The sequence below is a fragment of the Pseudonocardia sp. DR1-2 genome, from assembly GCF_023717215.1.
Classification (GTDB): Bacteria; Actinomycetota; Actinomycetes; order Mycobacteriales; family Pseudonocardiaceae; genus Pseudonocardia; species Pseudonocardia alni.
Window position 1 is genome coordinate 431080 of the sequence record NZ_JAMQOF010000005.1, and the last position, 22652, is coordinate 453731.

Sequence of the window (22652 nt, forward strand, 5' to 3'; positions counted from 1 at the left end):
GGGTCGGGTGGACGGGGCGCCCGGCAGGACGCCGGTCAGATCCGACAGGTGGCGCCCGCGACCCGCATCAGGTCGACGTGGCGGCGGTACCGGGGATGGTGCGCGGCGCGCACCTGTTCGGCGACCGTGCGCATGGGATCCTCCATCGGACCCGGCTGGAGCACCCGCACCCGCGTGCTGCGGGGGGTTGCTGCGGCGTCGTCGAGCCGGGTCTCTCGGCCGCTCCGGATGGTGTGCGTCCCGACTGTAGGTATCCGGTGCCCGACGGTGTCAACCCGCATCGCAAGCGAGTGACCCGCACCGCAGCAGGTCTCCCGACCTGCGGAATCACCACCCGAACGCCGCGGAAGGTGTCCGGACAGCCCGCGGCCGTTCCTGGTTGGTGGACTCCGGGTTGTCCGGAGAGGTGACCACCGCGCACCCTGGACGGGTGACGACGAGCCAGCGGCGGCCCTCGCGCACCGCACGGCTCGTGGGGGACGCGACGGCCCCCGTCCCCCAGCGGCAGACGCGCACCGCGTGGCACGCGGTGCCCCTGCGCCCGACCGGCCTCGAGCCGTTCTGGCCGAGCCGGCGCGCCCCCGCCTACAGCGAACTCTGTCGCTGACCGGTCCCCGTCCCGCGGGCCGTAACGCCACGCCCCCGGCGTGCGACGCACCCGCCCGGACCGGGAACCGCCCGCCGGACACCACTCCGGCCCGCCACCCGTCCCGAACCCCGGCACGCCCTCCCAGGGCCGGCCGGCCCCGGCGCGCAGCGGTCGTCCCCGACCGCCCGCCCCCACGGAAGGACCCCGTTCCGCGATGTCCCCGCACGTCCTGCGCCCCGGATCCCGGGCGCGCACCGCCGCCGTCCTGCTCGCGCTCCTCACCGCGCTCGGGCTGCTGGCCGGCTGCTCCCGCGCCGACGAGAGCACCACCGCCGCGGGCGCCACCTCCCCCGCGACCGAGGTCCGCCTCGGCTACTTCCCGAACATCACCCACGCCCCCGCCCTGGTCGGTGTGAAGCAGGGCCTGTTCGCCGCCGAGCTGGGGAGCACGACGCTCACCACCCAGACGTTCAACGCGGGTCCGGACCAGGTCAACGCCCTGCTCGGCGGCTCGATCGACGTCGCGTTCATCGGCTCCGGCCCGGCGATCAACGCGTTCACCAAGTCGGGCGGCGAGGCCGTGCGCCTCGTCGCGGGCTCCACCTCGGCCGGCGCCCAGCTGGTCACCCGGCCCGACATCACCTCGCCCGAGCAGCTCAGGGGCACGATCATCGCGACGCCCCAGCTGGGCAACACCCAGGACATCGCGCTGAAGACCTGGCTGTCGGAGAACAAGCTCCCGATCGGGCAGGGCCCGGACGCGGTGACCGTGCAGAACATCGAGAACCCGCAGACCCTCGATCTGTTCAAGCAGGGCAAGGTGGCCGGCGGCTGGCTGCCCGAGCCGTGGAGCTCGCGCCTGGTCGACGCCGGGGCGAAGGTCCTGGTCGACGAGAAGTCCCTGTGGCCCGGCGGGAAGTTCCCGACGACCGTCGTCATCGTCCGGACCGAGTTCCTGCAGCAGCACCCCGAGACCGTCGAGGCGATCCTGCGCGGCGAGCAGAAGGCCATCGCCCTCATCCGTGACGACCCGGCGCAGGCGAAGACCGTCTCCAACGAGGCGATCGGCGAGATCACCGGCAAGCCGCTGGCGGCCGACATCCTCGACCGCGCGTTCACCGAGCTGTCCTTCGACTCCGACCCGCTCGCCTCGACCTTCCCGCAGCTGGCGAAGGACTCGGTCACGGCGGGCATCGCGAAGAGCGAGGCGGACCTGACCGGCTTCCTCGACCCGACCGCGGTCGACGCGGTCCGGACGAGCTCCGGGGAGGCCGCCGTGGACCCGGCAGGCCTCGCCTCCCGGAACTGACACCACCACCCACGAGGGGAACCCACCGATGACCGTCGACCTCACCACCCGACGTCCCCCGACCCGCGACACCGCGGTGGCGCTGTCCGGGGTCGCCAAGACCTTCGGCACCGGGCCGGGGGCGGTGACCGCGCTCAACGGGATCGACCTGCGGGTCGGCGCCGGCGAGTTCGTCTGTGTGCTCGGCGCGTCCGGCTGCGGCAAGTCGACGCTGCTGAACCTGCTCGCCGGGCTCGACGCCCCGACGGCGGGCGAGGTCACGGTGGGGTCCGCCCGGCCGTCGTTCATGTTCCAGGAGGCCGCGCTCATGCCGTGGCTGACCGCGCTGCGCAACGTCGAGCTGCCGCTCAAGCTCGCCGGGCACGGCCGGTCGGCCCGGCAGGAGCGCGCCGAGGAGCTGCTGTCGCTGGTGCGCCTGGAGGGCATGGGCGCCAAGCGTCCGCACGAGCTGTCCGGCGGCATGCGCCAGCGCGTGTCGCTGGCCCGGGCACTCGCCGCCGCGACCGGTCTCGGCGAGGACCAGGCCACCGGCGGGCTGCTGCTGATGGACGAGCCGTTCGCGGCGCTCGACGCGATCACCCGCGACGTCCTGCAGGGCGAGCTCCTGCGCGTCTGGCGGGCCACCGGCACCACGATCGTGTTCGTCACCCACGACGTCCGCGAGGCGGTCCGGCTCGCCGAGCGGGTGGTGCTGCTGTCCTCGCGGCCCGGCACCGTGGTGCGGGAGTGGACGGTGCCCGCCGACGGCCACGACGCCGAGGCCCAGGCCGAGCTGCACGACGACATCACCGGACGACTGCGGCAGGTGATCACCAGCCATGCCGCGTGAGGACACCTCGATCACGGTCGTCGAGAACGACCGGGACTCCGCCGCCGCGGTCGCCGGGCTCGACGCCCTCGACACCCCGGTCGAGCGCACCACCCCGTGGTGGCAGCGGCTGCTGCGGACCTGGCTGCCGCCGCTCGTCGCACTCGCCCTGATCGTCGTGGTCTGGCAGCTCGTCTGGGCCTCGGCGGTCACGCCCGAGTACAAGCTGCCGGCCCCCGGCGCCGTGGCCGAGGCGTTCGGCGAGACCGTCGCCAGCGGCGAGATCTGGTCGATCCTCTGGACCTCGGTCAGCCGCGCCGCCCTCGGCTTCCTGCTCGCCCTGGTGATCGCCACCCCGCTCGGTGTGGTGGTCGCGAAGGTGCCGGTGGTGCGTGCGGCGATCGGTCCGCTGCTCACCGGTCTGCAGTCGCTGCCCTCGGTGGCCTGGGTGCCGGCCGCGGTGCTGTGGTTCGGGCTGACCAACGCCACGATCTTCTTCGTGGTGCTGCTCGGCTCGGTCCCCTCGATCGCGAACGGCCTGGTCGCGGGCATCGACCAGGTGCCGCCGATCCTGCCCCGGGCCGGCCAGGTCCTGGGCGCGACGGGGTACCGGATGGCCCGCCACGTCCTGCTCCCCGCGGCGCTGCCCGGCTACCTCGCCGGCTGCAAGCAGGGCTGGGCGTTCTCCTGGCGGTCGCTCATGGCGGCGGAGATCATCGCGGCCGGACCCGCGCTCGGGGTCGGACTGGGCGCCTACCTGAAGAACGGTGCCGACGTGAACGACATCGTGCAGGTGTTCGCCGCGATCCTGCTGATCCTCATCGTCGGCATCGGGGTCGAGCTGCTGGTCTTCCGCCCCCTGGAGCGACGGGTGCTGCGCGCCCGGGGGCTGGCGCTCACCGTCTGACCCGGGCGGCGCCCGCAGGATCGGCACGACGTCCCACCCATCGACCACGACCTGTCCACTGTAGATCTCTCACACCTCGGGACACCTGTCCGGACGGCCGTGATCACGGCTCCCACCAGGCAGGATGCGAGTGATCCGGGTCGCCGGAGGCTTGGGCGGCACCCGGGGTGGCGGCTAGCGTGGCGACCGTGACCGGATCGGTGCTGCTGACCACGCGGGGGCATGTCGACCTCGCGCGCGTGGCGTCGGCACTCTGTCGACCCTGAGCCGTCGTCCCGAGGCGACCTCCCGAGTCGTCCCCGGGCGGCACCCGTCCCGCTCCGCGCGCCCGTCGGGCCCGCGCACCCCGCCGTGGCCCCGCCCGGCGTCCCCGCCGTCGTCGCCCACCGCCGCGCGCCCCTCTCCGGAAGGACCGTTCATGACCACCACCTCCCCCGCCCCCGCCGGCACCGACGGCGTCGCGGGCCGGACCGCCTGGACCGACGAGCAGCTCGACGCCGTCTTCGCACCGGTCTTCGCCCGGATCGCCGAGGGCGCGGTGACCCGCGAGCAGGGCCGCACCCTCGCCCACGACGAGGTCGCCGCCCTGCGCGCCGAACGCTTCGGCGCGCTGCGGCTGCCCGTCGCCCTCGGCGGCTACGGCGCCACCGTCCGCCAGCAGTTCCGGCTGCTCGTCGACCTGGCCGCCGCCGAGTCGAACCTGCCCCAGGCGCTGCGTGTGCACTGGTGGTACGTCGACGACCTGCTGCTCGCCGCCCCGGGCCCGGACCGCGACGCCCGGCTGGCCGCCGTCGCCGGGGGTGAGCTCGTCGGCAACGCCATCACCGAGCCCGGCGTCGGCGCGATCGACCGCTACCGGACCGCGCTGACCCCGGACGGCGACGGCGGCTACCGGCTGAACGGCACGAAGTACTACTCGACCGGCAGCCTCTACTCCGACCGCATCCTCGTCGCCGCCGACCTCGACGGCGAGCGGGTCTCGGTGCTCGTCGACGGCGACGCCGAGGGCGTCGTCCAGCACGACGACTGGGACGGCTTCGGCCAGCGCCTCACCGCCAGCGGCACCACCGTGTTCACCGACGTCGCCGTGTCCGCCGACCGGGTCCTCGGTCCGGGCTACGGCTCCGCCGGCCGGTCCTGGGGCACGTCCTACCTGCAGCTCGTCCAGCTCGCCGTGCTCGCCGGCATCGCGCGTCGCGCCACCGACGACGTCGCCGGCTGGGTGCGGGAGCGCACCCGCACCTTCACCCACGCCACGGCCGACCTGCCCCGCCACGACCCCCTGGTCCAGCAGGTCGTCGGGCGGCTGTCCGCCGCGGCGTGGTCGTCGCGGGCCCTGGTGCTGACCATCGCCGACCAGCTCGACCGGCTGCTCGACGCGGGCGGGGAGGACCCCGATCTGCTCGACCGCGTGGAGCTCGACGTCGCCCACGCCCAGGCCGCCGTCATCCCGGCCGTGCTCGACGCCACCACCCAGCTGTTCGAGGTCGGCGGCGCGTCGATCACCTCGGAGAAGCTGCGCCTGGACCGGCACTGGCGCAACGCCCGGGTGATCTCCACGCACAACCCGCTGATCTACAAGCTGCAGACGGTCGGGGACCACGTCCTCAACGGCACCGACCTGCCCTACGCCTGGAGCGCCGGCAAGCGATGACCCGCGGGGTCGGGGTCTCCGTCGTCCGCGACCACGCCGGGCGGGAACACGACCGGCCGCACGGTGTTGCACCGGTAGGAGACCGCTGAACCCCTCGGGAGGCCGTTCATGGCGCGCAAGCAGATCCACCTGGCCGCACACTTCCCGGGCGTCAACAACACCACCGTGTGGAGCGACCCGGCGTCCGGCAGCCACATCGAGTTCGAGTCGTTCGCGCACTTCGCGCGAACGGCCGAACGGGCGAGGTTCGACTTCCTGTTCCTCGCCGAGGGCCTGCGCCTGCGCGAGCACCGCGGCGAGATCTACGACCTCGACGTGATGGGCCGCCCGGACACGTTCACGGTCCTGTCCGCGCTGGCCGCGGTCACCGACCGGCTCGGCCTGGCCGGGACGATCAACTCGACCTTCACCGAGCCCTACGACGTCGCCCGCCAGTTCGCGTCGCTGGACCACCTGTCCGGCGGCCGGGCCGCCTGGAACGTGGTGACCTCGTGGGACGCGTTCACCGGCGAGAACTTCCGCCGCGGCGGCTTCCTGCCGAAGGAGAAGCGCTACTCCCGGGCCAAGGAGCAGCTGGCCGCGACCGCCGCGATCTGGGACTCGCGCACCGGTCCCGACGACCGCGGGGAGTTCGCCTACGCCTCCGACCAGTTCGACGTGCACGGCCGGTTCTCGCTGCCGCGCAGCCCGCAGGGCCGCCCGGTGATCCTGCAGGCGGGTGACTCCGAGGAGGGTCGCGAGTTCGCCGCCGCGTCGGCCGACGCGATCTTCTCCCGGCACGCCGAGCCGGAGGCCGGACGCGCGTTCCTCGCCGACGTGAAGGGCCGCCTCGCCCGCTACGGCCGGGCGTGGGACGACCTGAAGATCCTCCCCGCCGCGACGTACGTGCTGGGCGACACCGACGCCGAGGCCGCCGAGCGCGCCGAGGTGATCCGCTCCCAGCAGGTCAGCCCGCAGACCGCGATCGTGTTCGCCGAGCAGCTGTGGAACACCGACCTGTCCGGGCGCGACCCGGACGGCCCGCTGCCGGAGTTCGACCCGGTCGAGGGCGAGCTCGTGTCGAAAGGCCGGGCCAGCGTGCGCCAGTACCGGGACCCGAAGGCCGTCGCCGACCAGTGGCGTGCCCTCGCCGCGGAGAAGAACCTGTCCCTGCGCGAGACGGTGATCGAGGTGACCGGGCGGCACACCTTCGTCGGGAGCCCACGGACGGTCGCCGACGCGATCGACGACGCCGTGCAGTCCGACGCCGCGGACGGCTACGTGCTGGTCCCGCACGTCACCCCGGGCGGGCTCGACGAGTTCGCCGACCGGGTCGTGCCGCTGCTGCAGGAGCGCGGGTCGTTCCGCACCGAGTACACCGGGACGACGTTGCGTGAGCACCTCGGGCTGCCGGCCGTCCGCTCGACGACCGACCCGACCGAGGCGGCGACGGCGGCCCCGTCCACGACCTGACCGCGCTCCCGTGACCGGCGCCGCGGCACCGGGCGCGGGTCAGGCGCGCTCGTCGTCGCGGCCCTCGGCCTGCTCCCGGGCGACGTTCTCCCGGTGTGCACGGACGGCGATCCAGGCCATCGCGGCCGGGATCCCGAGCAGCAGCCCGAACGACAGCAGCCCGGCGACCCAGTCGCCCGGCACGATCACCAGCACGATCACGGTGATCGCGACGGCCTGCAGGATCCGGTCCGCGCGGCCGCCCGCGGCGCGCGCGGGCCGGTGCGGTGCGGTCAGCTCGGTGTCCAGGTCCGGGTCGGAGCGGCGCAGCTCCTGTTCGAGGCCGGAGAGCCGGAGCTCCTCGTCGCGGTCCAGGGGGCGCGCCACCGGGCGTGGGTCGGGATCGCCGGTCCCGCCGCCGGGCGACGGGGGCGGCAGGGGCGGGGGTGTGACGGACATCGTGACCTCCTCGGTGCCACCGACCGGGTTCCCGCTCCCGGGGGCAGTCATCCGGGATGTGCGGTAGACGTCACCGATCCTACCGAAACGGACATACTCCCGCCGCTGCACGCGGCAGGCCCCGGCGGCAGGATCACCCGCATGGAACGCTGGACCGATCTCGTCGAACGCCACGACCCCGCCGGAGTCCTCGACCGGCTCGACGGACGGCCCGCCCACGAGATCGCCGACGCGCTGGCCCGGATGGAACCGGTCGACGCGGGCTGGGTGTTCCGGCTGCTCGGCAAGGACCGCGCGCTCGACGTGTTCGAGGAGCTCGACCCGGTCGACCAGCAGGAGCTGCTGGCGGGGCTGCGCGACGACGCGGTGACCGCCCTGGTCGAGGACATGGACCCCGACGACCGCGCCCGGATGCTCGGCGAGGCGCCGGCCAAGGTCGCCAACCGGGTGCTGGCCGGGCTGTCGGCCGGGGAACGGTCGATGACCGCGGCGCTGCTCGGCTACCCCGACGGCTCGGTCGGGCGGGTGATGACGCCGGAGACCGTCGCCGTGCCGCTGCACAGCAGCGTGACCGAGGCGCTGGCCGTCGTGCGGCGCAAGGGCGCGCAGGCCGAGACGGTGTACACCCTCGCCGTCACCGACGCCGGGCGCCGGGTGACCGGCACCGTCTCGCTGCGCGACCTGGTGCTGGCCCGGCCGGACGTCGCCGTCGCCGACCTCGTCGACGACGGGGCGCCGCGGGTGCGGGCCACCGACGCCGCCGAGGACGCCGCACGCCTGATGGGTGAGGCGAACCTGCTCGACCTGCTGGTCGTCGACTCGGAGGACCGGCTGCTGGGTCTGCTGACGATCGACGACGCCGTCGAGATCCTGGAGCGCGCCGACACCGAGGACGTCGCCCGCCAGTCCGGTGCGGCGCCGTGGTCGGGCCACTACATGTACGTGCGGGTCACGAAGCTGGCGCGCACCCGCGCGGTGTGGCTGGCGGTGCTGCTGCTCGCCGCGGTGCTGACGGTCAACGTGCTGCAGATCTTCGAGGACGCACTCGAGCAGGTCACCGCGCTGGCGCTGTTCATCCCGCTGCTCGTGGGCACCGGCGGCAACGCGGGTGCCCAGTCCGCATCGGCGGCGGTCCGGGCGATCGCCGTCGGGGAGGTGCGCCTGGCCGACCTGCCCGCCGTGGTGTGGCGGGAGCTGCGGGTCGGTCTGCTGCTGGGCACCCTGCTCGGTGCGCTGGGGCTGGCCGTCGCGTCGCTGCTGGTCGGGGTCCAGGTCGCCGTCGTGGTGGCGGTGACGCTGGTGGCGATCTGCGGCTGGGCGGCGACGGTCGGCGCGACGATGCCGTTGCTGGCCCGCCGGGTCGGGATCGACCCGGCGGTGGTGTCCGCTCCCCTGGTCACGACGCTCGTCGACGCGACCGGGCTCCTGATCTACTTCTCGGTCGCCCGGGTGGTGCTGGGGATCTGACCCGCGTCCACGGTCGCGTCGTCCGCGCCGTCGGTCTCGGGTCCGGCGACCTCCGGGGCGGCCGCGGCGCGGCGCCGGGAGACGACCAGGCTCGCGACGGCGGCGACGGCGATCGTCCCGGTGATGACCAGCAGCGACAGCCAGATCGGCACCTCGGGCACCGGCACCGGCTGCCCGTCGTTGATGAACGGCACGTTGTTCTCGTGCAGTGCGTGCAGGGTGAGCTTCACGCCGATGAACGCCAGGATCACCGCGAGGCCGTGCGCCAGGTAGATCAGGCGCTCCAGCAGGCCGCCGATGAGGAAGTACAGCTGGCGCAGGCCGAGCAGGGCGAAGGCGTTCGCGGTGAACACCAGGAACGGCTCCTGGGTGAGACCGAAGATCGCCGGGATCGAGTCGAACGCGAACAGCAGGTCGGTCAGCCCGATGGCGACGATGACCAGCGCCATCGGGGTGAGGAGCCGCTTGCCGTCGACGCGGGTGACGAGCTTCGCGCCGTCGTACTCGGTGGAGGTGGGCAGCACCTTGCGGACCAGGCGGATCAGCTTCGAGTCACCGGCGTCGGCCTGCTCGTGGTCGTCGGAGGACATCGCCTCGCGGATCTGGGACCAGGCGAGCCAGAACAGGATGACCGCGAACAGGTAGAAGACCGCGACGAACTGCTCGATAATCACCGCGCCGACCGCGATGAACGCACCGCGCATGACGATCGCGATCGCGATGCCGATCAGCAGCACCTTCTGCTGGTGCACCTTCGGCACCGCGAAACTGGTCATGATCAGCAGGAAGACGAACAGGTTGTCGACCGACAAGGCCTTCTCGGTCAGCCAGCCGGCCATGTACTCGCCGCCGTACTGCCAGCCCGAGAAGACGCCGACGCCGACGCCGAACAGCAGGGCGATCGCGATGTAGCCGGCCGACCAGATCGCCGACTCGCGCAGCGTGGGCTCGTGCGGGTCACGGGCGTGTCCGACGAAGTCGAACACGAGCATGCCGACGACGACGGCGAGCGTCGCCAGCCACACCCAGAGGGGAACGTTCATGACAGGGTCCTCCAGCGCAGGTAGGGGCGCTGAAGGTCTCCTCCGCCCGCCGCGGTGACCGCGGTGGACCGGCGCAACCGGGACCGGCTCGGGCCGGTGCCGTGATGACGGCGACGCCGTGTTCGGGAGTACTCCCCTTCGACTGTGCAGAACGCTAGGGCATGACTCCGGGTTCCGACAGTGGGGGGTACGCGAGTCTCGTCACATCTGTCCGTTTCCGCCGATGATCTCACCGGGCGGGCGGCGTCGTCGTGGGCCCGCGGGGTGGCCGCGAGACCGGCGGGCGGGGCGCGGTCCTCAGCCCGCGGCGAGCCGGACGGTCGCGGCGTCGCGGGCCGGCTGCACCGGACGCGGGGCGGCGGGCAACCTGCGGACGGCGGCGCGGGCCGTCGCGGAGGCGGCCGCCCGCGCGGCGGCCGGGCGGACCGCGGCGGCCCCGGTCCCGGCCGGACCGGTCACGACGGGCAGCGGGCCGGTACCCGACACGCGCGGCGCCGGGACGGTCGCGGCGGCGACGTGCGCGGGCCGCGCCGGCTCCTCGGGGAGGACCGGCGGCACCGGCGTCGCCGGGCCCACCGCGTGCACCGCGACAGCCGGCTGCGGCCGGGCCGGGGCGGGCGCGTCACGGAACGGCGTCGGGACCGGCGACGGCCGGGCGTGTCCGCTCCCCCGCTCCAGGCGCTCGCAGCGCTCCCGGCCCCGGCCCGCCACCCGTGCGGCCAGCCGCAGCGCGGTGCGCGGCGCCTCCAGGTAGCCGACCAGCGCCCGGTACACCCAGCCCGGCGCGGACAGCGTGCGGCCGCGGGCGAGGTCGTCGAGCGAGCGGCGCACGACGTCGCGGGGGTCGAGCCACAGCGGGCCCTGCGGGTCGTCGTCGGTCCGGATCCGGCCCGCGGCGACCGCGGTGACGGTGACGCCGGTGCCGTGCAGCGACGCCGCGACGGTGTCGCTGAACGCCAGCACCCAGGACTTCGACGCGCCGTAGGCGTTGCCGCCCGAGGCCAGGTACCCGGCGAAGCTCGCGATGTTGAGCACGCCGCCGCGGCCGCGGGCGGTCATCGCCGGGACCGCGGCGCGGGTGAGGCGCATCAGGGCCGTCACGTTGAGGTCGATCTCGCCGGTCAGCGCCTCGACCGGCGCCTCGGCGAAGACCGCGTCGGTCTCGACGCCCGCGTTGTTGACCAGCAGCTCGATCGGCAGGTCCCGGTCGGTGATCCGGCGCTCGACGGCGGCCAGCCCGGCCGGGTCGGTGAGGTCGGCGGGCAGGATCTCGACGATGGCGCCGGTGGCGCGGCCGATCCGCTCGGCGACGTCGGCGAGGCGGGCGGCGTCGCGCGCCACGAGGACGACGGACCATCCGCGCTCGGCGAGCTCGTGGGCGTAGACGGCGCCGAGCCCGCGGCTCGCTCCGGTGACCAGTGCAGTCGGCATGTCGACGACGCTAGGGACGGTTCGCTGTGGCGCCCCTGAGAAGGCCCGCCCCGCTGAGAGCCCGCTGAGACCGGCCCCGCCCCGGCGGTACGGTCGGGGCCGCACGGTCGAGGGGAGGTGGTGTGGTGCAGCAGATCGGTGAGGTGGCCACGCGTGTCGGGCTGTCGCTGCGCACCATCCGGCACTGGGACGAGCTGGGGCTGGTCACGCCGTCGGCCCGCAGCACCGGCGGCTTCCGTCTCTACACCGAGGACGACGTCGAGCGCCTGCGGTTCGTCAAGACGCTCAAGCCGCTCGACCTCGGCCTGGACCAGATCCGCGCGCTGATGGCGGTGATCGACGGTGCCCGCGCCGACCTCGACGCGGGCCGCCCGGTCGGCGACGACGCCCGGGACCGGCTGGCGCTCTACCGCACCGCCGCCGAGTCGCGGATCGAGGCGCTGCACGCCCGGATCCACGGGCTGGAGCTGCTCTCCCGCGAGCTGCGGGCGCTGTCCGAGCCGCGGACCGGCGACGCGGACGACTAGCGCGGCGACGGCAGTCCGCGCACCGCGCCGAGGTCCTCGGGCACGTCGACGTGGCGCCACAGGTCGTCCAGCCCGGTCAGCGGGCGGTCCGGCAGGGCGGCGTCGAGCACCTCGTGCAGGCGGGCCCTGGCGTCCTCGGCGCGGGCCGCGGCCAGCAGCGCCGCACGGGGCACCGGACCGTGGCCGAACAGCTCACCCACGAAGTCCAGCACCTCGACCCGGGTGACCGGTACCCGATCGGGGTCGGCGGGACGGTCGTCCTGACCCATGGCACCCTCCTCCGCCCGCCGGGTCCGCCCGGCACGTGCACCGGCCGGACCGTCGGAGGACCGGACTCTACCCTCACACGCCGGGAAGGTTGCCCGGCCCGCCCCGACGAGGGGCACACTCCGTTGCCCGTCGCAATGCCATCTGGGCTAACGTGCGCGGCCATCCGCACCAACCAGCGGTGGTCGATCAAGCCGAGGAGGCCCCTGTGGCAGGCAAGTTCGAGGTGTACGAGGACCGGGGCGGGAAGTTCCGGTTCCGGCTGAAGGCGAGCAACGGGCAGGTCGTCGCCGTCGGCGAGGCCTACGAGAGCAAGTCGGCCGCCCACAAGGGCTGCGAGGCGGTCCAGCGCGCCGCCGAGGGCGCCACCGTCGTCGAGACCGACGCCTGAGCGGACCTGCCGGGGCCGGTGTCGCGGCCCCACCGGCAGCCCGCCGGACGCGTCCGGTCCGAGACGGGTCGGAACGCCTCCGGCGGGTGGTCGCACACGGTCGCACACCATGCAGGACCTGCTCGCCCGCTTCAGCGACGGCGCCGCGGTGTTCGTGACGCCGCCACACGCCCGGACCTGAACCGCACCGCGGTCCCCCGCCCCGGGTTGTGGACCGCCCGGGCCGGGGTTACGGTCGGGCTCCCGGCACCGGGCACGCAGGACACCGCCGACGCGGTTCCGCCCGCCCACCGGTCCACACGAGATCCGTTCAACCGCGCAGCGGACCCCGCACCTGCCATCGGCGATTGCGAGGGACCATGCGAAGTCCCACTCTGCCCACCCGGCCCGCGACGACCTCCCGCGACGGCCGACGGGGCTACGACGACCTCATCCCCGATCTCGACCAGCTGGCCGGGACCCCGCCGGGCACGCCGGGCCGCGATGCGTTGCGCGAGTACGTGATCCGCGAGTTCCGTCCACTCGTGCGCAACCTGTCCCGGCGCTTCGCCGCCCCCGGCCGGGGCGTTGAGGACATCGAGCAGGCCGGCATGCTCGGGCTGGTCAAGGCGGTCGACCGCTACGATCCGTCGTCGGCGACCGGCGGCCCGCTCGGCTACCTGGTCCCGAGCATCCGCGGCGAGATGAAGCGCCACCTGCGGGACTACTCCTGGGCGGTGCGGGTCCCGCGCGACCTGAAGGAACTCGCCGTCACCGTCGGCCGGGTCGCCGACGAGATGGGACAGCGGCTCGGCCGCCCGCCCCGCCCCTCGGAGATCGCGACCGAGGTCGGCGTGCCGATCGGCGAGGTCGTCGATGCGCTCGGCGCGCTGGAGTCGCACCACGCCAAGTCCCTGGACGCGCCGGTCGGCGACGACGGCTCCGGTGAGGGCCTGTCGCTCGCCGAGCGGATGGGCTCCGACGACCCGGCGCTGGACCTCGCGGCGCACGGCCCCGGGATGCGTGCGGCGCTCAACGAGCTGCCCGAACGGGAGCGTCGGATGCTGGTCCTGCGCTTCTACGGCGACCGGACCCAGTCCCAGATCGCCACCGAGCTGGGCATCTCGCAGATGCACGTCTCGCGGCTGCTGTCCCGGACCCTCGCGCGGCTGCGCGAGCGGCTGGCCGACGACTAGAGGCGGGCCGCCGGCCGCGGCGGGGCCCGGACGCTCAGCCCGGCAGGGTCTCCCCGCCGACCGGTGCGAGCACCTCACCGGTGTAGTACGACGACAGCCGCGGCGCCGCGAAGAACACGAAGGACGGCGCGATCTCGTCCGCGGACGCGGGACGACCCATCGGGGTCTGCTCGCCGAATCCGTCGACCGTGTCGGGCGGCATGGTCGCCGGGATCAGCGGCGTCCACACCGGACCCGGGGCGACGCAGTTGACCCGGATGCCGCGGGGGGTCAGCGACTGCGCGAGCGAGTAGGTCAGCGACTGCACCGCGCCCTTGGTGGCCGAGTAGTCGATGAGGCTCCTGTTCCCGCGCAGGCCGTTGATCGATCCGGTGTTCACGATCGCGCCGCCGTCGGGCAGGTGCTCCAGGGCCGCCTTCGTGACCCGGAAGTAGCTGTGGATGTTGACCTCGAAGGTCCGCAGCCAGGCGTCGTCCTCGATGTCGGTGAGCGCGTCGACCGGCTCCTGGGTGGCGACGTTGTTCACGACGGTGTCGAGCGCGCCCAGCTCCTCGACGGTGCGCCGCACGATGTCGGCGCAGTGCGCGGCGTCCCCGAGGTCCCCGGGAAGGGTCAGGCAGCGCCTCCCCTCGGCGCGGACGAGCCCGGCGGTGTGTTCGGCGTCGTCGTGCTCCTCCAGGTAGGCCAGGGCGACGTCGGCGCCCTCCTTGGCGAACGCGACGCACACCGCGCGCCCGATGCCGGAGTCACCACCGGTGACCAGGGCGACGGTGCCGGCGAGCAGGTCGCGGCCCTGGTAGCCGCGCATCTCGTCGCGGGGCCGGGGGTCCATCGCACCGGTGTCACCGGGCGGGCTCTGCTGCTGGGCGGGCGGACTGTCGGACACGGGGCTCCCTCTCGATCGGTCCGTGACCGGCGACGGGACGAACCCGTCGACGGGCCGGGACGGCGCGCCGGCGGTGCGACCGGGGAGGACCACGGCCGCACCCGTCGGCCACGCCGCGCCTACCCGCGTCGCCCGGGGCGAAACGGCGTGCGTGTGCGCGCCCGCCGGTGGGGTAGTCCGGTCCCCGTGCGGCCGTCCGGTCGCGCGGCACGAGAGGAGACCCGATGGACGCGCAGCGGGCACGCACCCTGCTGACCGAGGAGCTGGACCAGCTGGAGGACAGCTCGGCGGTGACCGAGCGGCCGGCGCCGGGCGACGACCGCGTCGGCGAGGGTCTCGACTTCGGCGACGAAGGCTTGCGGGCCTACGAGACGATGGCCCACGACCTCGACGAGAACACCCGCCGGGCCCGCACCGCGCGGGTCCGGGCAGCGCTGACCCGTCTGGACAAGGGCGAGTACGGACGCTGCGACGTGTGCGGCGAGCAGATCGACGACGAGCGGCTGGAGGCGCGCCCCGACACCGACCGGTGCCGCGACCATCCCGAGGACGCCGCACAGATGGCCGGCCCCGTCGAGGGCTGACCCGGACGCGGACGGGCCCGGCACCCGCTCGGGGTGCCGGGCCCGTCGCGTCGTGCGAGCGCGCGGGTCAGGCGGTGGCACCCTCCGGGTGCACCGGGTGCTTCCCCTCGGCGAACTCCTCGATCAGCTTCGCGCAGAACGCGTCGAGGTCGTCGGGGTTGCGGCTGGTGACCAGGCCCTTGTCGTTGACGACCTGCTCGTCGACGACGGTCGCGCCCGCGTTGCGCAGGTCGGTCCGGATGCTCGGGAACGACGTGAGGGTGCGGCCCTTCACCACGTCGGCCTCGACCAGCGTCCACGGGCCGTGGCAGATCGCGCCGACCGGCTTGCCCGCCGTGAAGAAGGCCTTCACGAACGCCACCGCGGTGGCGTCGGCGCGGAGGTTGTCCGGGTTCACGGTGCCGCCGGGCAGTACCAGCGCGTCGTAGTCGTCGGCGGACACGTCCGCGACGGCCCGGTCGACGTCGAGCTTCTCGTCCGGGTTGATGTCGGCCGACATCGACTGGATCGGGTCCGTGGACAGCGAGACCACCTCGACCCGGGCGCCGGCCTTCTGCAGCTCCTCGCGGGGCTGGACCAGCTCGACCTTCTCCACGCCGTCCGCGGCCAGGATCGCGACGGTCCGGCCCTGCAGTTCGTTCGCCACCGTGGGTTCCTCCTCGGTCTCGTGCTCGTGTGTTGTCCCCTCCCGGCTTCCCGCTGTGCGCACGATCAATCGCGCACGACGGGACCGGGCGCTGTCGCCGTGCGCCGCGCCGGGCTACTCTGCGTCCTGAGTAGCGCAGCGATACCCAGGAGGCGGGGATGGACGCACGGACGACGGCGGCGTCCCAGGTGTGCTCGGTGGCCCGCACCGCGGCGCTGCTGGCCGACCCGTGGACGGTGCTGATCGTGCGCGACCTCGGCCGCGGGGTCGCCCGCTTCGACGAGCTGGCCCACGGCCTGGGCGTCGCACGCACCGTCCTGAGTCGGCGGCTGTCCGAGCTGGTCGGCGACGGCGTCGTCGAACGGGTGGACTACCGCGAGCCCGGCGCCCGGACCCGCGCCGAGTACCGCCTGACCCGCCGCGGGCGCGACCTGGGCGTGGTCCTGGCCGCGCTCATGGACTTCGGCGACCGGCACCTCGCCGGCGACGCCGGCCCGCCCGTGGTCCGCGTGCACACCGGCTGTGGTGCCCCGGTGCGCCTGGTGAGCGTGTGCGCCGCCGGACACCGCCTGGGCCGCGCCGACGACGTCCACCTCGAACCGGGCCCCGGAGCCCCCGTCCCCGAGCAGGAGCCACGATGACCTCCGCAGCAGAACCCACGACCGGCCCGGCCACCGCCACGCGCCGCCGCGAGCACGAGTGGACCGACCCGATGGTGCTCGCCGCCGCCGCGTCCGGTCTGGACGGACTGGAGTACCTGCGCCGGATCGTCGACGGCCGCCTCCCCGGGGCGCCCATCGCGAGCCTCGTCGGGTTCCGGGCCGTCTCGGCCGAGCACGGGCGCGTCGCGTTCGCCTTCGAGCCCGGCGAGCACCAGTACAACCCGATCGGCTCGGTGCACGGCGGGGTGTACGCCACGCTGCTCGACTCCGCCTGCGGGTGCGCGGTGCACTCCACGCTCCCCGCCGGGACCGGCTACACCAGCCTGGACCTGTCGGTGCGCTTCCTGCGCCGGATCACCGTCGACACCGGCACCGTGACGTGCACCGGCCACGTCGTGCAGGCCGGGCGCCGCACCGCGCTGGCCCGGGCCGAGCTGACCGACGCCGGGGGCCGGTTGCTGGGCGAGGCCACGTCGAGCTGCCTGATCCTGCCCGGCGGCTGAGCCGTCTCAGCGCGGCGCGACCGGGCCCTGGGTCGGCGCGCTGCCGGAGCGGTCGGCGCGCTGCGCGGCCTCCACACAGGTCGCGGAGCGGACCGCGCCGGCCGCGTCCGGGCCGGTGGCGTAGAGCGACGGCCCGGGGAGCCCGGGGGTGAGGGCGCGCGCGTCGTCGGTGACGGCGGCGAAGCCCTGCCGCCCCCACACCCAGACGGCGCGGTCCCCGGCGCCGCGCAGCGTGCCGGTGATCGGCGCCGAGACGAACGTGAGGTCCCCGTCGGTCGCGGTGAACCGGTCGGCGCCGGGCACCGCACCGACCGGGAGCGCACCGGACAACGCGTCGACGAGGGTCCCGCGGGCAGGGGTGCACGAACGCAGCGCGGCGGCCGGGTCGTCGACGGCGAGCCGGGCGAACTCGGTGGCCGGGTCGATCTCGCGGGACGCGCGCGCCTCCCCCGGCGCGACGAGCGCGCCGAACCCGACGACGACGGCGGCCAGCACTCCGGCACCCACCAGCAGGACCCCGGCACACCAGGCGACGGTCCGCAGGACCACCGACCCGGATCCGCTCATGACCCCAATCTATCCGCGCATCGGGGCATCGGCCCCGCGAAGACATGATCGGTTATCGAGCGGTGACACCGGCCGGGTCGCGCACGGCCCCGTTCGGGTCGGCCCGGTTCCGTTCCGCATTCGCGTGGGGTAGTGCGCGGAATGCGTCCACCGCACCATTCCGTCACCACGGGTGGATGTTCTCCTACCGGCCGTGACCGTGACCGTGGCCAGCATGGTCGTGCCCGGCGTGGTCGTGCCCGGCGTGGTCGTGCCCGGCGTGGTCGTGCCCGGCCGGGCGGGCGGCGAGGCCCGCGGCCCGGGTGGACACGTCGGCCCCGCCCAGCCGACCCGCGGCGACGAGCGCGTCCTCGCAGGCGGCGAGCCAGCAGCCGTAGTAGGGGGCGGCGGGGTCGGCGGCGATCCGCGCGACCAGCCGGTCGCGGAAGCCGTCCCAGGTGAACACCCCCGCCTCGGCGAGCGCGACGGCCAGCCCGAACGCGCGTCCCTCCCAGGGCGCGGTGAACACCAGCTCGCCGTTGGCGCGCGGCGGGGCGGCGGGGCCCGCGACGTCGAGCAGCGGAGCGCTCACGACGGCTCCACCGCCTCGGCGACCCCGACCATCGCGTCCCGCCCGACCAGCCCGGCGAGCTGCTCGGCGGTGAGTCCGTCGGTGCCCGCGGGCCGGCGCGGCAGCACCAGGTAGCGGACCTCGGCCGAGGAGTCCCACACCTCGATCCGCCGCTCCGGGGGCACGTCGAGCCCCATCTCGGCGAGCACGGTCCGCGGCTCCCGCACGACCCGGGCGCGGTAGGCGGGGTCCTTGTACCAGCTCGGGGGCAGCCCGAGGACCGGCCACGGGTAGCAGGAGCACAGCGTGCAGACCACGACGTGGTGCACCTGCTCGGTCTGCTCGAGCACCACCATGTGCTCGCCCTGCGGTCCGGTGAACCCGAGCGAGGCGATGGCCGCGGTGCCGTCGCGCAGCAGCCACTCCCGGAACCGCGGGTCGGTCCAGGCGCGGGCGACGACCGTCGCGCCGTTCAGCGGGCCGACGTCGCGTTCGTAGGTGCGCACGAACCCGTCGACGACGGCCGGGTCCACCAGCCCCCGTTCGACCAGCAGCTCCTCCAGCGCCGCGGTGCGCAGCGCCGGACCGGGATCGTCGTCGGTCATCGTGGCTCCAGGTAGGACTCGAACAGGTCGGCGTGCACGGTGACGTGCGGGTCCGCGCCGGGGCCCCACACGTCCGGCGCGGCGAACGCGACGGTGTACACGTGCTCGGGGTGCTCACCGGCGAACACCGCGTGGGTGTCGGGCAGCACGTGTGCGGGCCGCACCGCGGTCACGGCGCCGGGCGTCCCGCGCAGGTAGCGCGGGAGCTTGCACGGCCCGCGGCCGACCGGGCCCGCCGACGGTGCGGGCGGAGCGACGTCCGGGGGCTCGCGGCGGGCGCGGACCGGGTCGCCGGGGGCGAAGCGCGGCGCGGCGTCGACGGTCCGCAGCGACCCGGGCGCGGTGGGCGCGTAGTCGGGCTTCGCGACCGGGGGGTCGGCCGGCTCGGGCACGTCCTCGCCGCGACCGCGCCGGGCCCGTGCCTCCACCGCGCCGCGTGCCAGGACGCCCGAGTCGACGAGCATCAGCTCGGCGGCGTGCAGCCAGCGACCGTAGTAGCCGTCGTCGAGGTAGCGGGTGCGGTCCAACCGGGACAGTGCGTGCCGGAACGCGTCCAGGTTGCGCCCGGAGATGCGACCCATGGTCAGCGCGGTGAGCGCGAAGGCCCGGCCCTGCCACGGCTCACCGAAGGGCGGTTCCGGCTCGACGTCGGCCGGCGCCGTGACCCGCCCCCAGCCGGAGGCGCCCCCCAGGTCGGACGGGTCGGCGGGATCGTCCACTCAGGACCCCAGGGCGAGGACGTTGCAGACGTCGCCGCGGCCGCCGGTCGAGGTCAGGCCGCGCTGCGAGCGGATCCGCTCGGCGAGGAACGCCGCGTCCGCGCCCACCCCGGAGAACCGCCCGGACCCCCAGGTCCACTGCCAGGGAAGACCCAGGAAGAACAGCCCGGGGACGGCCGTCGCGCCCCGGCTGTGCACCGGCGAGCCACGGCCGGTGAACACCCCCAGGTCGATCCAGGAGAAGTTCTGCCGGAACCCGATGCACCACACCACGGAGGTGACCCCGGAGCCGTCGAGCGCCAGCTCGGTGACCTCGCGCTCCGGACGCCACACCGGGGTGTAGCGCTCCTCGACCGGCGCGTCCACACCCTGCTCGGCGATCCAGCCGTCGATGGTGTCCTTGATGGACTCACTGACCTCGTCGGCGTGGTCCAGTGAGGACTCCAGGTCGGGGGCGAAGGTGAGCCGGCCGCCCGCGTGGTCGGTCAGCGCACCGTAGAGGTGCATGCCCTCGGCGGCGAAGCGACGCAGGTCGATGTCGCGACCGCCGTCGCGCCCGGTGACGTAGTGGTTGGCCTGGGCGCGCACGGCCTCGCGGCGCGGGTGCCGGGTCACCGGCATCCGGTAGTAACCCATCTCGTCGAGCCAGTCGGTGACGTCACGGCCCCGGTAGAAGCGAGCCACCCGCGGCGCGTGCCCGACGACGAGGTGCACCCTGCGCCCCTCCAGGTGCAGGTCCTCGGCGATCTGGGCGCCGGACTGCCCGGACCCGACCACCAGCACCTCCCCCGGCGGCAGCTGGCCGGGGTTGCGGTAGTCCTGGGACCCGATCTGCGTGATGCCGGCCGGCAGCGGCTCGGACAGCGGCGGGGTGAGCGGCGTGTGGTAGCCGCCGGTGGCGACGACGACCTGGTCGGCGGTGCACGTCCCGGCGGAGGTCTCCACGACGAAGGTCCCCCGCTCGTCGCGGTGCAGCCGGGTCACCGCGACGCCCTCGAGCAGCGGCGGGTCGACGAACGCCCGGTAGGCCTCCAGGTAGTCGACGATCTCGCCGCGGACCATGAACCCGTGCGGGTCCGGCCCGGCGTAGGGGAAGTCCGGCAGGTCGCACTGCCAGTTCGGCGTGACCAGGCTGAACGTGTCCCAGCGGTGTCGCTTCCAGGACGAGGCGACGACGTCGCGTTCGAGCACGAGGTGGTCGATGCCGCGCACGTCCAGGCAGCGGCTCATCGACAGCCCCGCCTGTCCGCCGCCGACGACGACCACCGTCCGGTGCTCGCCGTCGAGCTCGGTCGGCGGAGTGCGCCGGTCCTCGCGCCGGATCACCGCGGTCATGGGGCCTCCTCGTGGGGGATCAGGGGAACGGCCCCACGGTCGACCTGTCGTATTACCGAATCGTGTCGTTCGGACGACGGGAACATTGCCCCGTGTTACGCAACACGACGGTCACAAAAAGCTGATCCGGAATTGTCGTCGTAGTCCGCTCTCAACGTTCCGGCAACAGATCACTGGTGTCGTAGTGCTCGCCGGAAACGGTGGGACCCGATTCCATCGCATTCTCCCTACCCCGGCGCTCCCACGCACCCGTATTCCCGGCGTGGATCCGTCACACCACGAGGAGTATCCCCATGACCAGCGCCGAGCTGTCCGACGTCGAGAAGAAGAGCCTCGAGGAGATCCCGCACCCCTCGCTGCCCGAGGGTTCGAGCATCTACGGCGGCACGAAGGTCTTCCCGGACCTGCAGGCCGAGGACGGCGAGACCTACTTCACCCTGGTGCACGGCATCGCGCACGAGTCCTCGGTCAGCTTCGTGGCCGTGCTGCAGGCGACCCGTGCGCTGCGCAAGGGGTTCGAGTCGGCCATGTACTTCTACGGTCCGGGCTCGCTGAACTGCCTGGCCACCCGCGGCTTCCCGACGACCGGCACGTCCGCGTTCCCCGGCGAGCACAACATCAACGACCAGCTCAAGACGTTCATGAGCGAGGGCGGCAAGGTGTTCTGCTGCCGCTTCGGGCTGTCGCTGCACGGTGCCCGTGAGGAGGACCTGATCGAGGGCGTCATCCCGACGCACCCGCTCGACGTCCAGGACGCGCTCATCCACTACGCCCGCAAGGGCGCGATCATCAACTCGACGTACCAGCTCTGAGGACACGGCGGGACGCCACCGCGTCCCGCATCCGCACCGAGATGCAGCTCAGGGCGCCGCGTCGTCCGTCGCGGCAGCCGTGGGCTGCATCTCGGCGCGGGCGGGTGTGCCGGTCGCACCCCGCCGTACCCGGCCCGTCACATCCCCGGAGGTCCGTCCGCATGTCCGCACCGTCCCGTACCGAGCCCGGTCTGCGGGCCCGCGCCGAGCTGGCCGTCCGCGGCGTGGGGCTCGACCCCGACACCGTGTCCGACACCGGACCCGGGCACCCCTCCGGCGTGACCGACCTCGGGTCGGTCATCCCGCTCCGCCGCCCCGGCGGGGCCGGGCCGTCCGCCGACGGTCACGTGCTCGTCGACGGGCTGGCCACCACCGTGCCGATCGTCGCCGACTCCCCCTACCGGCTCCGGGACGGGCGGCTGCTGCGCCGCGAGCCCGGCGGCGGCGTGACCGACATGGGCGTCGCCGTCGACACCGTCGCCCGGCCGGCGTTCTACGACCTCACCACCGCCGACGGCATCTCCTACGAGAAGATCGCCCGCCTGCACGGCGACGACGTGCTCGCCTCCACCGTGGTGCAGACCTGCGTGCGCTACGGCGAGGCGGACCGCTGCCGCTTCTGCGCCATCGAGCAGTCCCTGGAGTCCGGCGCCACCACGGCGGTCAAGACACCCGACCAGCTCGCGGAGGTCGCCGAGGCCGCGGTCCGCCTGGACGGGGTGCGCCAGATGGTGCTGACCACCGGCACCTCGAACGGTCGCGACCGCGGCGCCCGGCACCTGCTGCGCTGCGTGCGCGCCGTCCGCGACCGCGTCCCCGGGCTGCCGATCCAGGTCCAGTGCGAGCCGCCCGCCCCCGACGACCTCGGTGTGCTCGCCGAGCTGGCCGCCGCGGGCGCCGACGCGATCGGCATCCACGTCGAGTCCCTCGACGACGACGTCCGCCGGCGCTGGATGCCCGGGAAGGCCACCGTCGGGCTGTCCCAGTACCGGGCGGCCTGGGACGAGGCCGTGCGGGTGTTCGGCCCGAACGCGGTGTCGACCTACCTGATCGTCGGCCTCGGGGAGGACCCCGACGAGCTCGTCGCCGGCGCCGCGGAGCTCGTCGCGGCCGGGGTGTACCCCTTCGTCGTCCCCTACCGGCCGCTGCCCGGCACCCTCGCGTTCGCCGACGGGGTTCCCGCTCCCGACCCGGACCTGCTCGCCGACGTCACCGGCCGGGTCGCCGCGGTGCTCCGCGCCGCCGGGATGCGCGGCGCCGACCAGGCCGCGGGCTGCGCGGCCTGCGGGGCGTGCAGTGCGCTGTCGGCGGCGGGGGGCTGAGCC

The 22652-nt window shown here is 74.4% G+C and carries 27 protein-coding genes; 15 read left to right on the forward strand and 12 right to left on the reverse strand.

Translation table 11 applies throughout. The annotated features are described in order from the left end of the window. Nucleotides 1-35 precede the first annotated feature (35 nt). Nucleotides 36-134 (reverse strand): putative leader peptide, encoded by a 99-nt coding sequence (locus ND486_RS30055; RefSeq protein WP_337825869.1) that lies wholly within the window; start codon nt 132-134, stop codon nt 36-38. A 669-nt stretch (nt 135-803) separates the two neighbouring features. On the opposite strand from ND486_RS30055, the gene ND486_RS17705 reads away from it, so the two are divergent. From ND486_RS17705 to ND486_RS17725, 6 genes are all read left to right on the forward strand, one after another. Further along, nucleotides 804-1898, forward strand: a complete 1095-nt coding sequence (locus tag ND486_RS17705) for an ABC transporter substrate-binding protein (protein WP_251785208.1) — start codon at nt 804-806, stop codon at nt 1896-1898. Between the two features lie 28 nt (nt 1899-1926). Beyond that, nucleotides 1927-2727: an ABC transporter ATP-binding protein gene (locus ND486_RS17710; protein ID WP_251785209.1), complete on the forward strand. Its 801-nt coding sequence runs from the start codon at nt 1927-1929 to the stop codon at nt 2725-2727. Beyond that, nucleotides 2717-3613, forward strand: coding sequence for an ABC transporter permease (locus tag ND486_RS17715; RefSeq protein ID WP_208827073.1), 897 nt, complete (start codon nt 2717-2719; stop codon nt 3611-3613). The genes ND486_RS17710 and ND486_RS17715 overlap by 11 nt, the downstream gene beginning before the upstream one ends. A gap of 200 nt (nt 3614-3813) precedes the next feature. Continuing rightward, nucleotides 3814-3879: a putative leader peptide gene (locus ND486_RS30060; RefSeq protein WP_374210257.1), complete on the forward strand. Its 66-nt coding sequence runs from the start codon at nt 3814-3816 to the stop codon at nt 3877-3879. A gap of 152 nt (nt 3880-4031) precedes the next feature. After that, nucleotides 4032-5267: an acyl-CoA dehydrogenase family protein gene (locus tag ND486_RS17720; RefSeq protein ID WP_251785210.1), complete on the forward strand. Its 1236-nt coding sequence runs from the start codon at nt 4032-4034 to the stop codon at nt 5265-5267. A 108-nt stretch (nt 5268-5375) separates the two neighbouring features. Further along, nucleotides 5376-6719 (forward strand): NtaA/DmoA family FMN-dependent monooxygenase, encoded by a 1344-nt coding sequence (locus tag ND486_RS17725; RefSeq protein ID WP_251785211.1) that lies wholly within the window; start codon nt 5376-5378, stop codon nt 6717-6719. A gap of 39 nt (nt 6720-6758) precedes the next feature. Here the strand turns inward: ND486_RS17725 and ND486_RS17730 are convergent, their stop codons facing one another. Further along, nucleotides 6759-7157: a DUF3040 domain-containing protein gene (locus tag ND486_RS17730; RefSeq protein ID WP_168172112.1), complete on the reverse strand. Its 399-nt coding sequence runs from the start codon at nt 7155-7157 to the stop codon at nt 6759-6761. A gap of 141 nt (nt 7158-7298) precedes the next feature. Between ND486_RS17730 and mgtE the strand changes: the two genes are divergently transcribed. Then, nucleotides 7299-8624, forward strand: a complete 1326-nt coding sequence (gene mgtE, locus ND486_RS17735; protein WP_062396298.1) for a magnesium transporter — start codon at nt 7299-7301, stop codon at nt 8622-8624. On the opposite strand, the gene ND486_RS17740 is transcribed toward mgtE, so the two are convergent. Both ND486_RS17740 and ND486_RS17745 read right to left on the reverse strand, forming a co-directional pair. After that, nucleotides 8588-9667, reverse strand: a complete 1080-nt coding sequence (locus tag ND486_RS17740; RefSeq protein ID WP_251785212.1) for a TerC family protein — start codon at nt 9665-9667, stop codon at nt 8588-8590. The genes mgtE and ND486_RS17740 overlap by 37 nt on opposite strands. A gap of 297 nt (nt 9668-9964) precedes the next feature. Continuing rightward, the gene (locus tag ND486_RS17745; RefSeq protein ID WP_251785215.1) at nt 9965-11098 is read right to left on the reverse strand and encodes an SDR family oxidoreductase; all 1134 of its coding nucleotides are present in this window, start codon (nt 11096-11098) and stop codon (nt 9965-9967) included. A gap of 122 nt (nt 11099-11220) precedes the next feature. Between ND486_RS17745 and ND486_RS17750 the strand changes: the two genes are divergently transcribed. Further along, on the forward strand, nt 11221-11625 hold the full coding sequence (locus ND486_RS17750; protein ID WP_226366344.1) for a MerR family transcriptional regulator: 405 nt from the start codon (nt 11221-11223) through the stop codon (nt 11623-11625). On the opposite strand, the gene ND486_RS17755 is transcribed toward ND486_RS17750, so the two are convergent. Then, a complete protein-coding gene (locus tag ND486_RS17755) occupies nt 11622-11894 on the reverse strand; it encodes a hypothetical protein (RefSeq protein ID WP_226357961.1) in 273 nt (90 codons plus the stop codon). The two genes, ND486_RS17750 and ND486_RS17755, sit on opposite strands and share 4 nt — an antisense overlap. Before the next feature lie 206 nt (nt 11895-12100). Here ND486_RS17755 and ND486_RS29825 point away from each other — a divergent pair, with 206 nt between their 5' ends. Then, the gene (locus ND486_RS29825; protein ID WP_178374004.1) at nt 12101-12283 is read left to right on the forward strand and encodes a DUF1508 domain-containing protein; all 183 of its coding nucleotides are present in this window, start codon (nt 12101-12103) and stop codon (nt 12281-12283) included. A 359-nt stretch (nt 12284-12642) separates the two neighbouring features. Further along, the gene (locus ND486_RS17765) at nt 12643-13458 is read left to right on the forward strand and encodes a sigma-70 family RNA polymerase sigma factor (RefSeq protein ID WP_251785216.1); all 816 of its coding nucleotides are present in this window, start codon (nt 12643-12645) and stop codon (nt 13456-13458) included. Between the two features lie 34 nt (nt 13459-13492). Here ND486_RS17765 and ND486_RS17770 read toward each other — a convergent pair whose 3' ends face one another. Next, on the reverse strand, nt 13493-14290 hold the full coding sequence (locus ND486_RS17770; protein WP_226358040.1) for an SDR family oxidoreductase: 798 nt from the start codon (nt 14288-14290) through the stop codon (nt 13493-13495). A 278-nt stretch (nt 14291-14568) separates the two neighbouring features. Between ND486_RS17770 and ND486_RS17775 the strand changes: the two genes are divergently transcribed. Next, a complete protein-coding gene (locus ND486_RS17775; protein ID WP_251785217.1) occupies nt 14569-14928 on the forward strand; it encodes a TraR/DksA C4-type zinc finger protein in 360 nt (119 codons plus the stop codon). A 67-nt stretch (nt 14929-14995) separates the two neighbouring features. On the opposite strand, the gene ND486_RS17780 is transcribed toward ND486_RS17775, so the two are convergent. Next, the gene (locus ND486_RS17780; RefSeq protein WP_161152328.1) at nt 14996-15574 is read right to left on the reverse strand and encodes a type 1 glutamine amidotransferase domain-containing protein; all 579 of its coding nucleotides are present in this window, start codon (nt 15572-15574) and stop codon (nt 14996-14998) included. Between the two features lie 158 nt (nt 15575-15732). On the opposite strand from ND486_RS17780, the gene ND486_RS17785 reads away from it, so the two are divergent. Both ND486_RS17785 and ND486_RS17790 read left to right on the forward strand, forming a co-directional pair. Then, nucleotides 15733-16215 (forward strand): helix-turn-helix domain-containing protein, encoded by a 483-nt coding sequence (locus ND486_RS17785; RefSeq protein ID WP_251785218.1) that lies wholly within the window; start codon nt 15733-15735, stop codon nt 16213-16215. Beyond that, nucleotides 16212-16739, forward strand: a complete 528-nt coding sequence (locus ND486_RS17790) for a PaaI family thioesterase (protein WP_208824322.1) — start codon at nt 16212-16214, stop codon at nt 16737-16739. The genes ND486_RS17785 and ND486_RS17790 overlap by 4 nt, the downstream gene beginning before the upstream one ends. Nucleotides 16740-16745: 6 nt before the next feature. Here ND486_RS17790 and ND486_RS17795 read toward each other — a convergent pair whose 3' ends face one another. From ND486_RS17795 to ND486_RS17815, 5 genes are all read right to left on the reverse strand, one after another. Next, nucleotides 16746-17306 (reverse strand): hypothetical protein, encoded by a 561-nt coding sequence (locus tag ND486_RS17795; RefSeq protein WP_062396316.1) that lies wholly within the window; start codon nt 17304-17306, stop codon nt 16746-16748. Between the two features lie 184 nt (nt 17307-17490). Beyond that, nucleotides 17491-17877, reverse strand: a complete 387-nt coding sequence (locus tag ND486_RS17800; protein ID WP_251785220.1) for a nitrile hydratase accessory protein — start codon at nt 17875-17877, stop codon at nt 17491-17493. Further along, a complete protein-coding gene (gene nthA, locus ND486_RS17805; protein WP_224401978.1) occupies nt 17874-18461 on the reverse strand; it encodes a nitrile hydratase subunit alpha in 588 nt (195 codons plus the stop codon). Before nthA ends, ND486_RS17800 begins: the two co-directional genes overlap by 4 nt. Next, nucleotides 18458-19180, reverse strand: coding sequence for an SH3-like domain-containing protein (locus ND486_RS17810; RefSeq protein ID WP_251785221.1), 723 nt, complete (start codon nt 19178-19180; stop codon nt 18458-18460). The genes nthA and ND486_RS17810 overlap by 4 nt, the downstream gene beginning before the upstream one ends. Beyond that, nucleotides 19181-20515, reverse strand: a complete 1335-nt coding sequence (locus ND486_RS17815) for an MSMEG_0569 family flavin-dependent oxidoreductase (RefSeq protein WP_251785222.1) — start codon at nt 20513-20515, stop codon at nt 19181-19183. Nucleotides 20516-20808: 293 nt separating this feature from the next. On the opposite strand from ND486_RS17815, the gene ND486_RS17820 reads away from it, so the two are divergent. Next, entirely contained in the window at nt 20809-21327 is a 519-nt protein-coding gene (locus ND486_RS17820; RefSeq protein WP_178374012.1) for an MSMEG_0572/Sll0783 family nitrogen starvation response protein, read from the forward strand. A gap of 161 nt (nt 21328-21488) precedes the next feature. After that, on the forward strand, nt 21489-22649 hold the full coding sequence (locus ND486_RS17825) for an MSMEG_0568 family radical SAM protein (RefSeq protein WP_251785223.1): 1161 nt from the start codon (nt 21489-21491) through the stop codon (nt 22647-22649). Nucleotides 22650-22652: the final 3 nt, after the last annotated feature.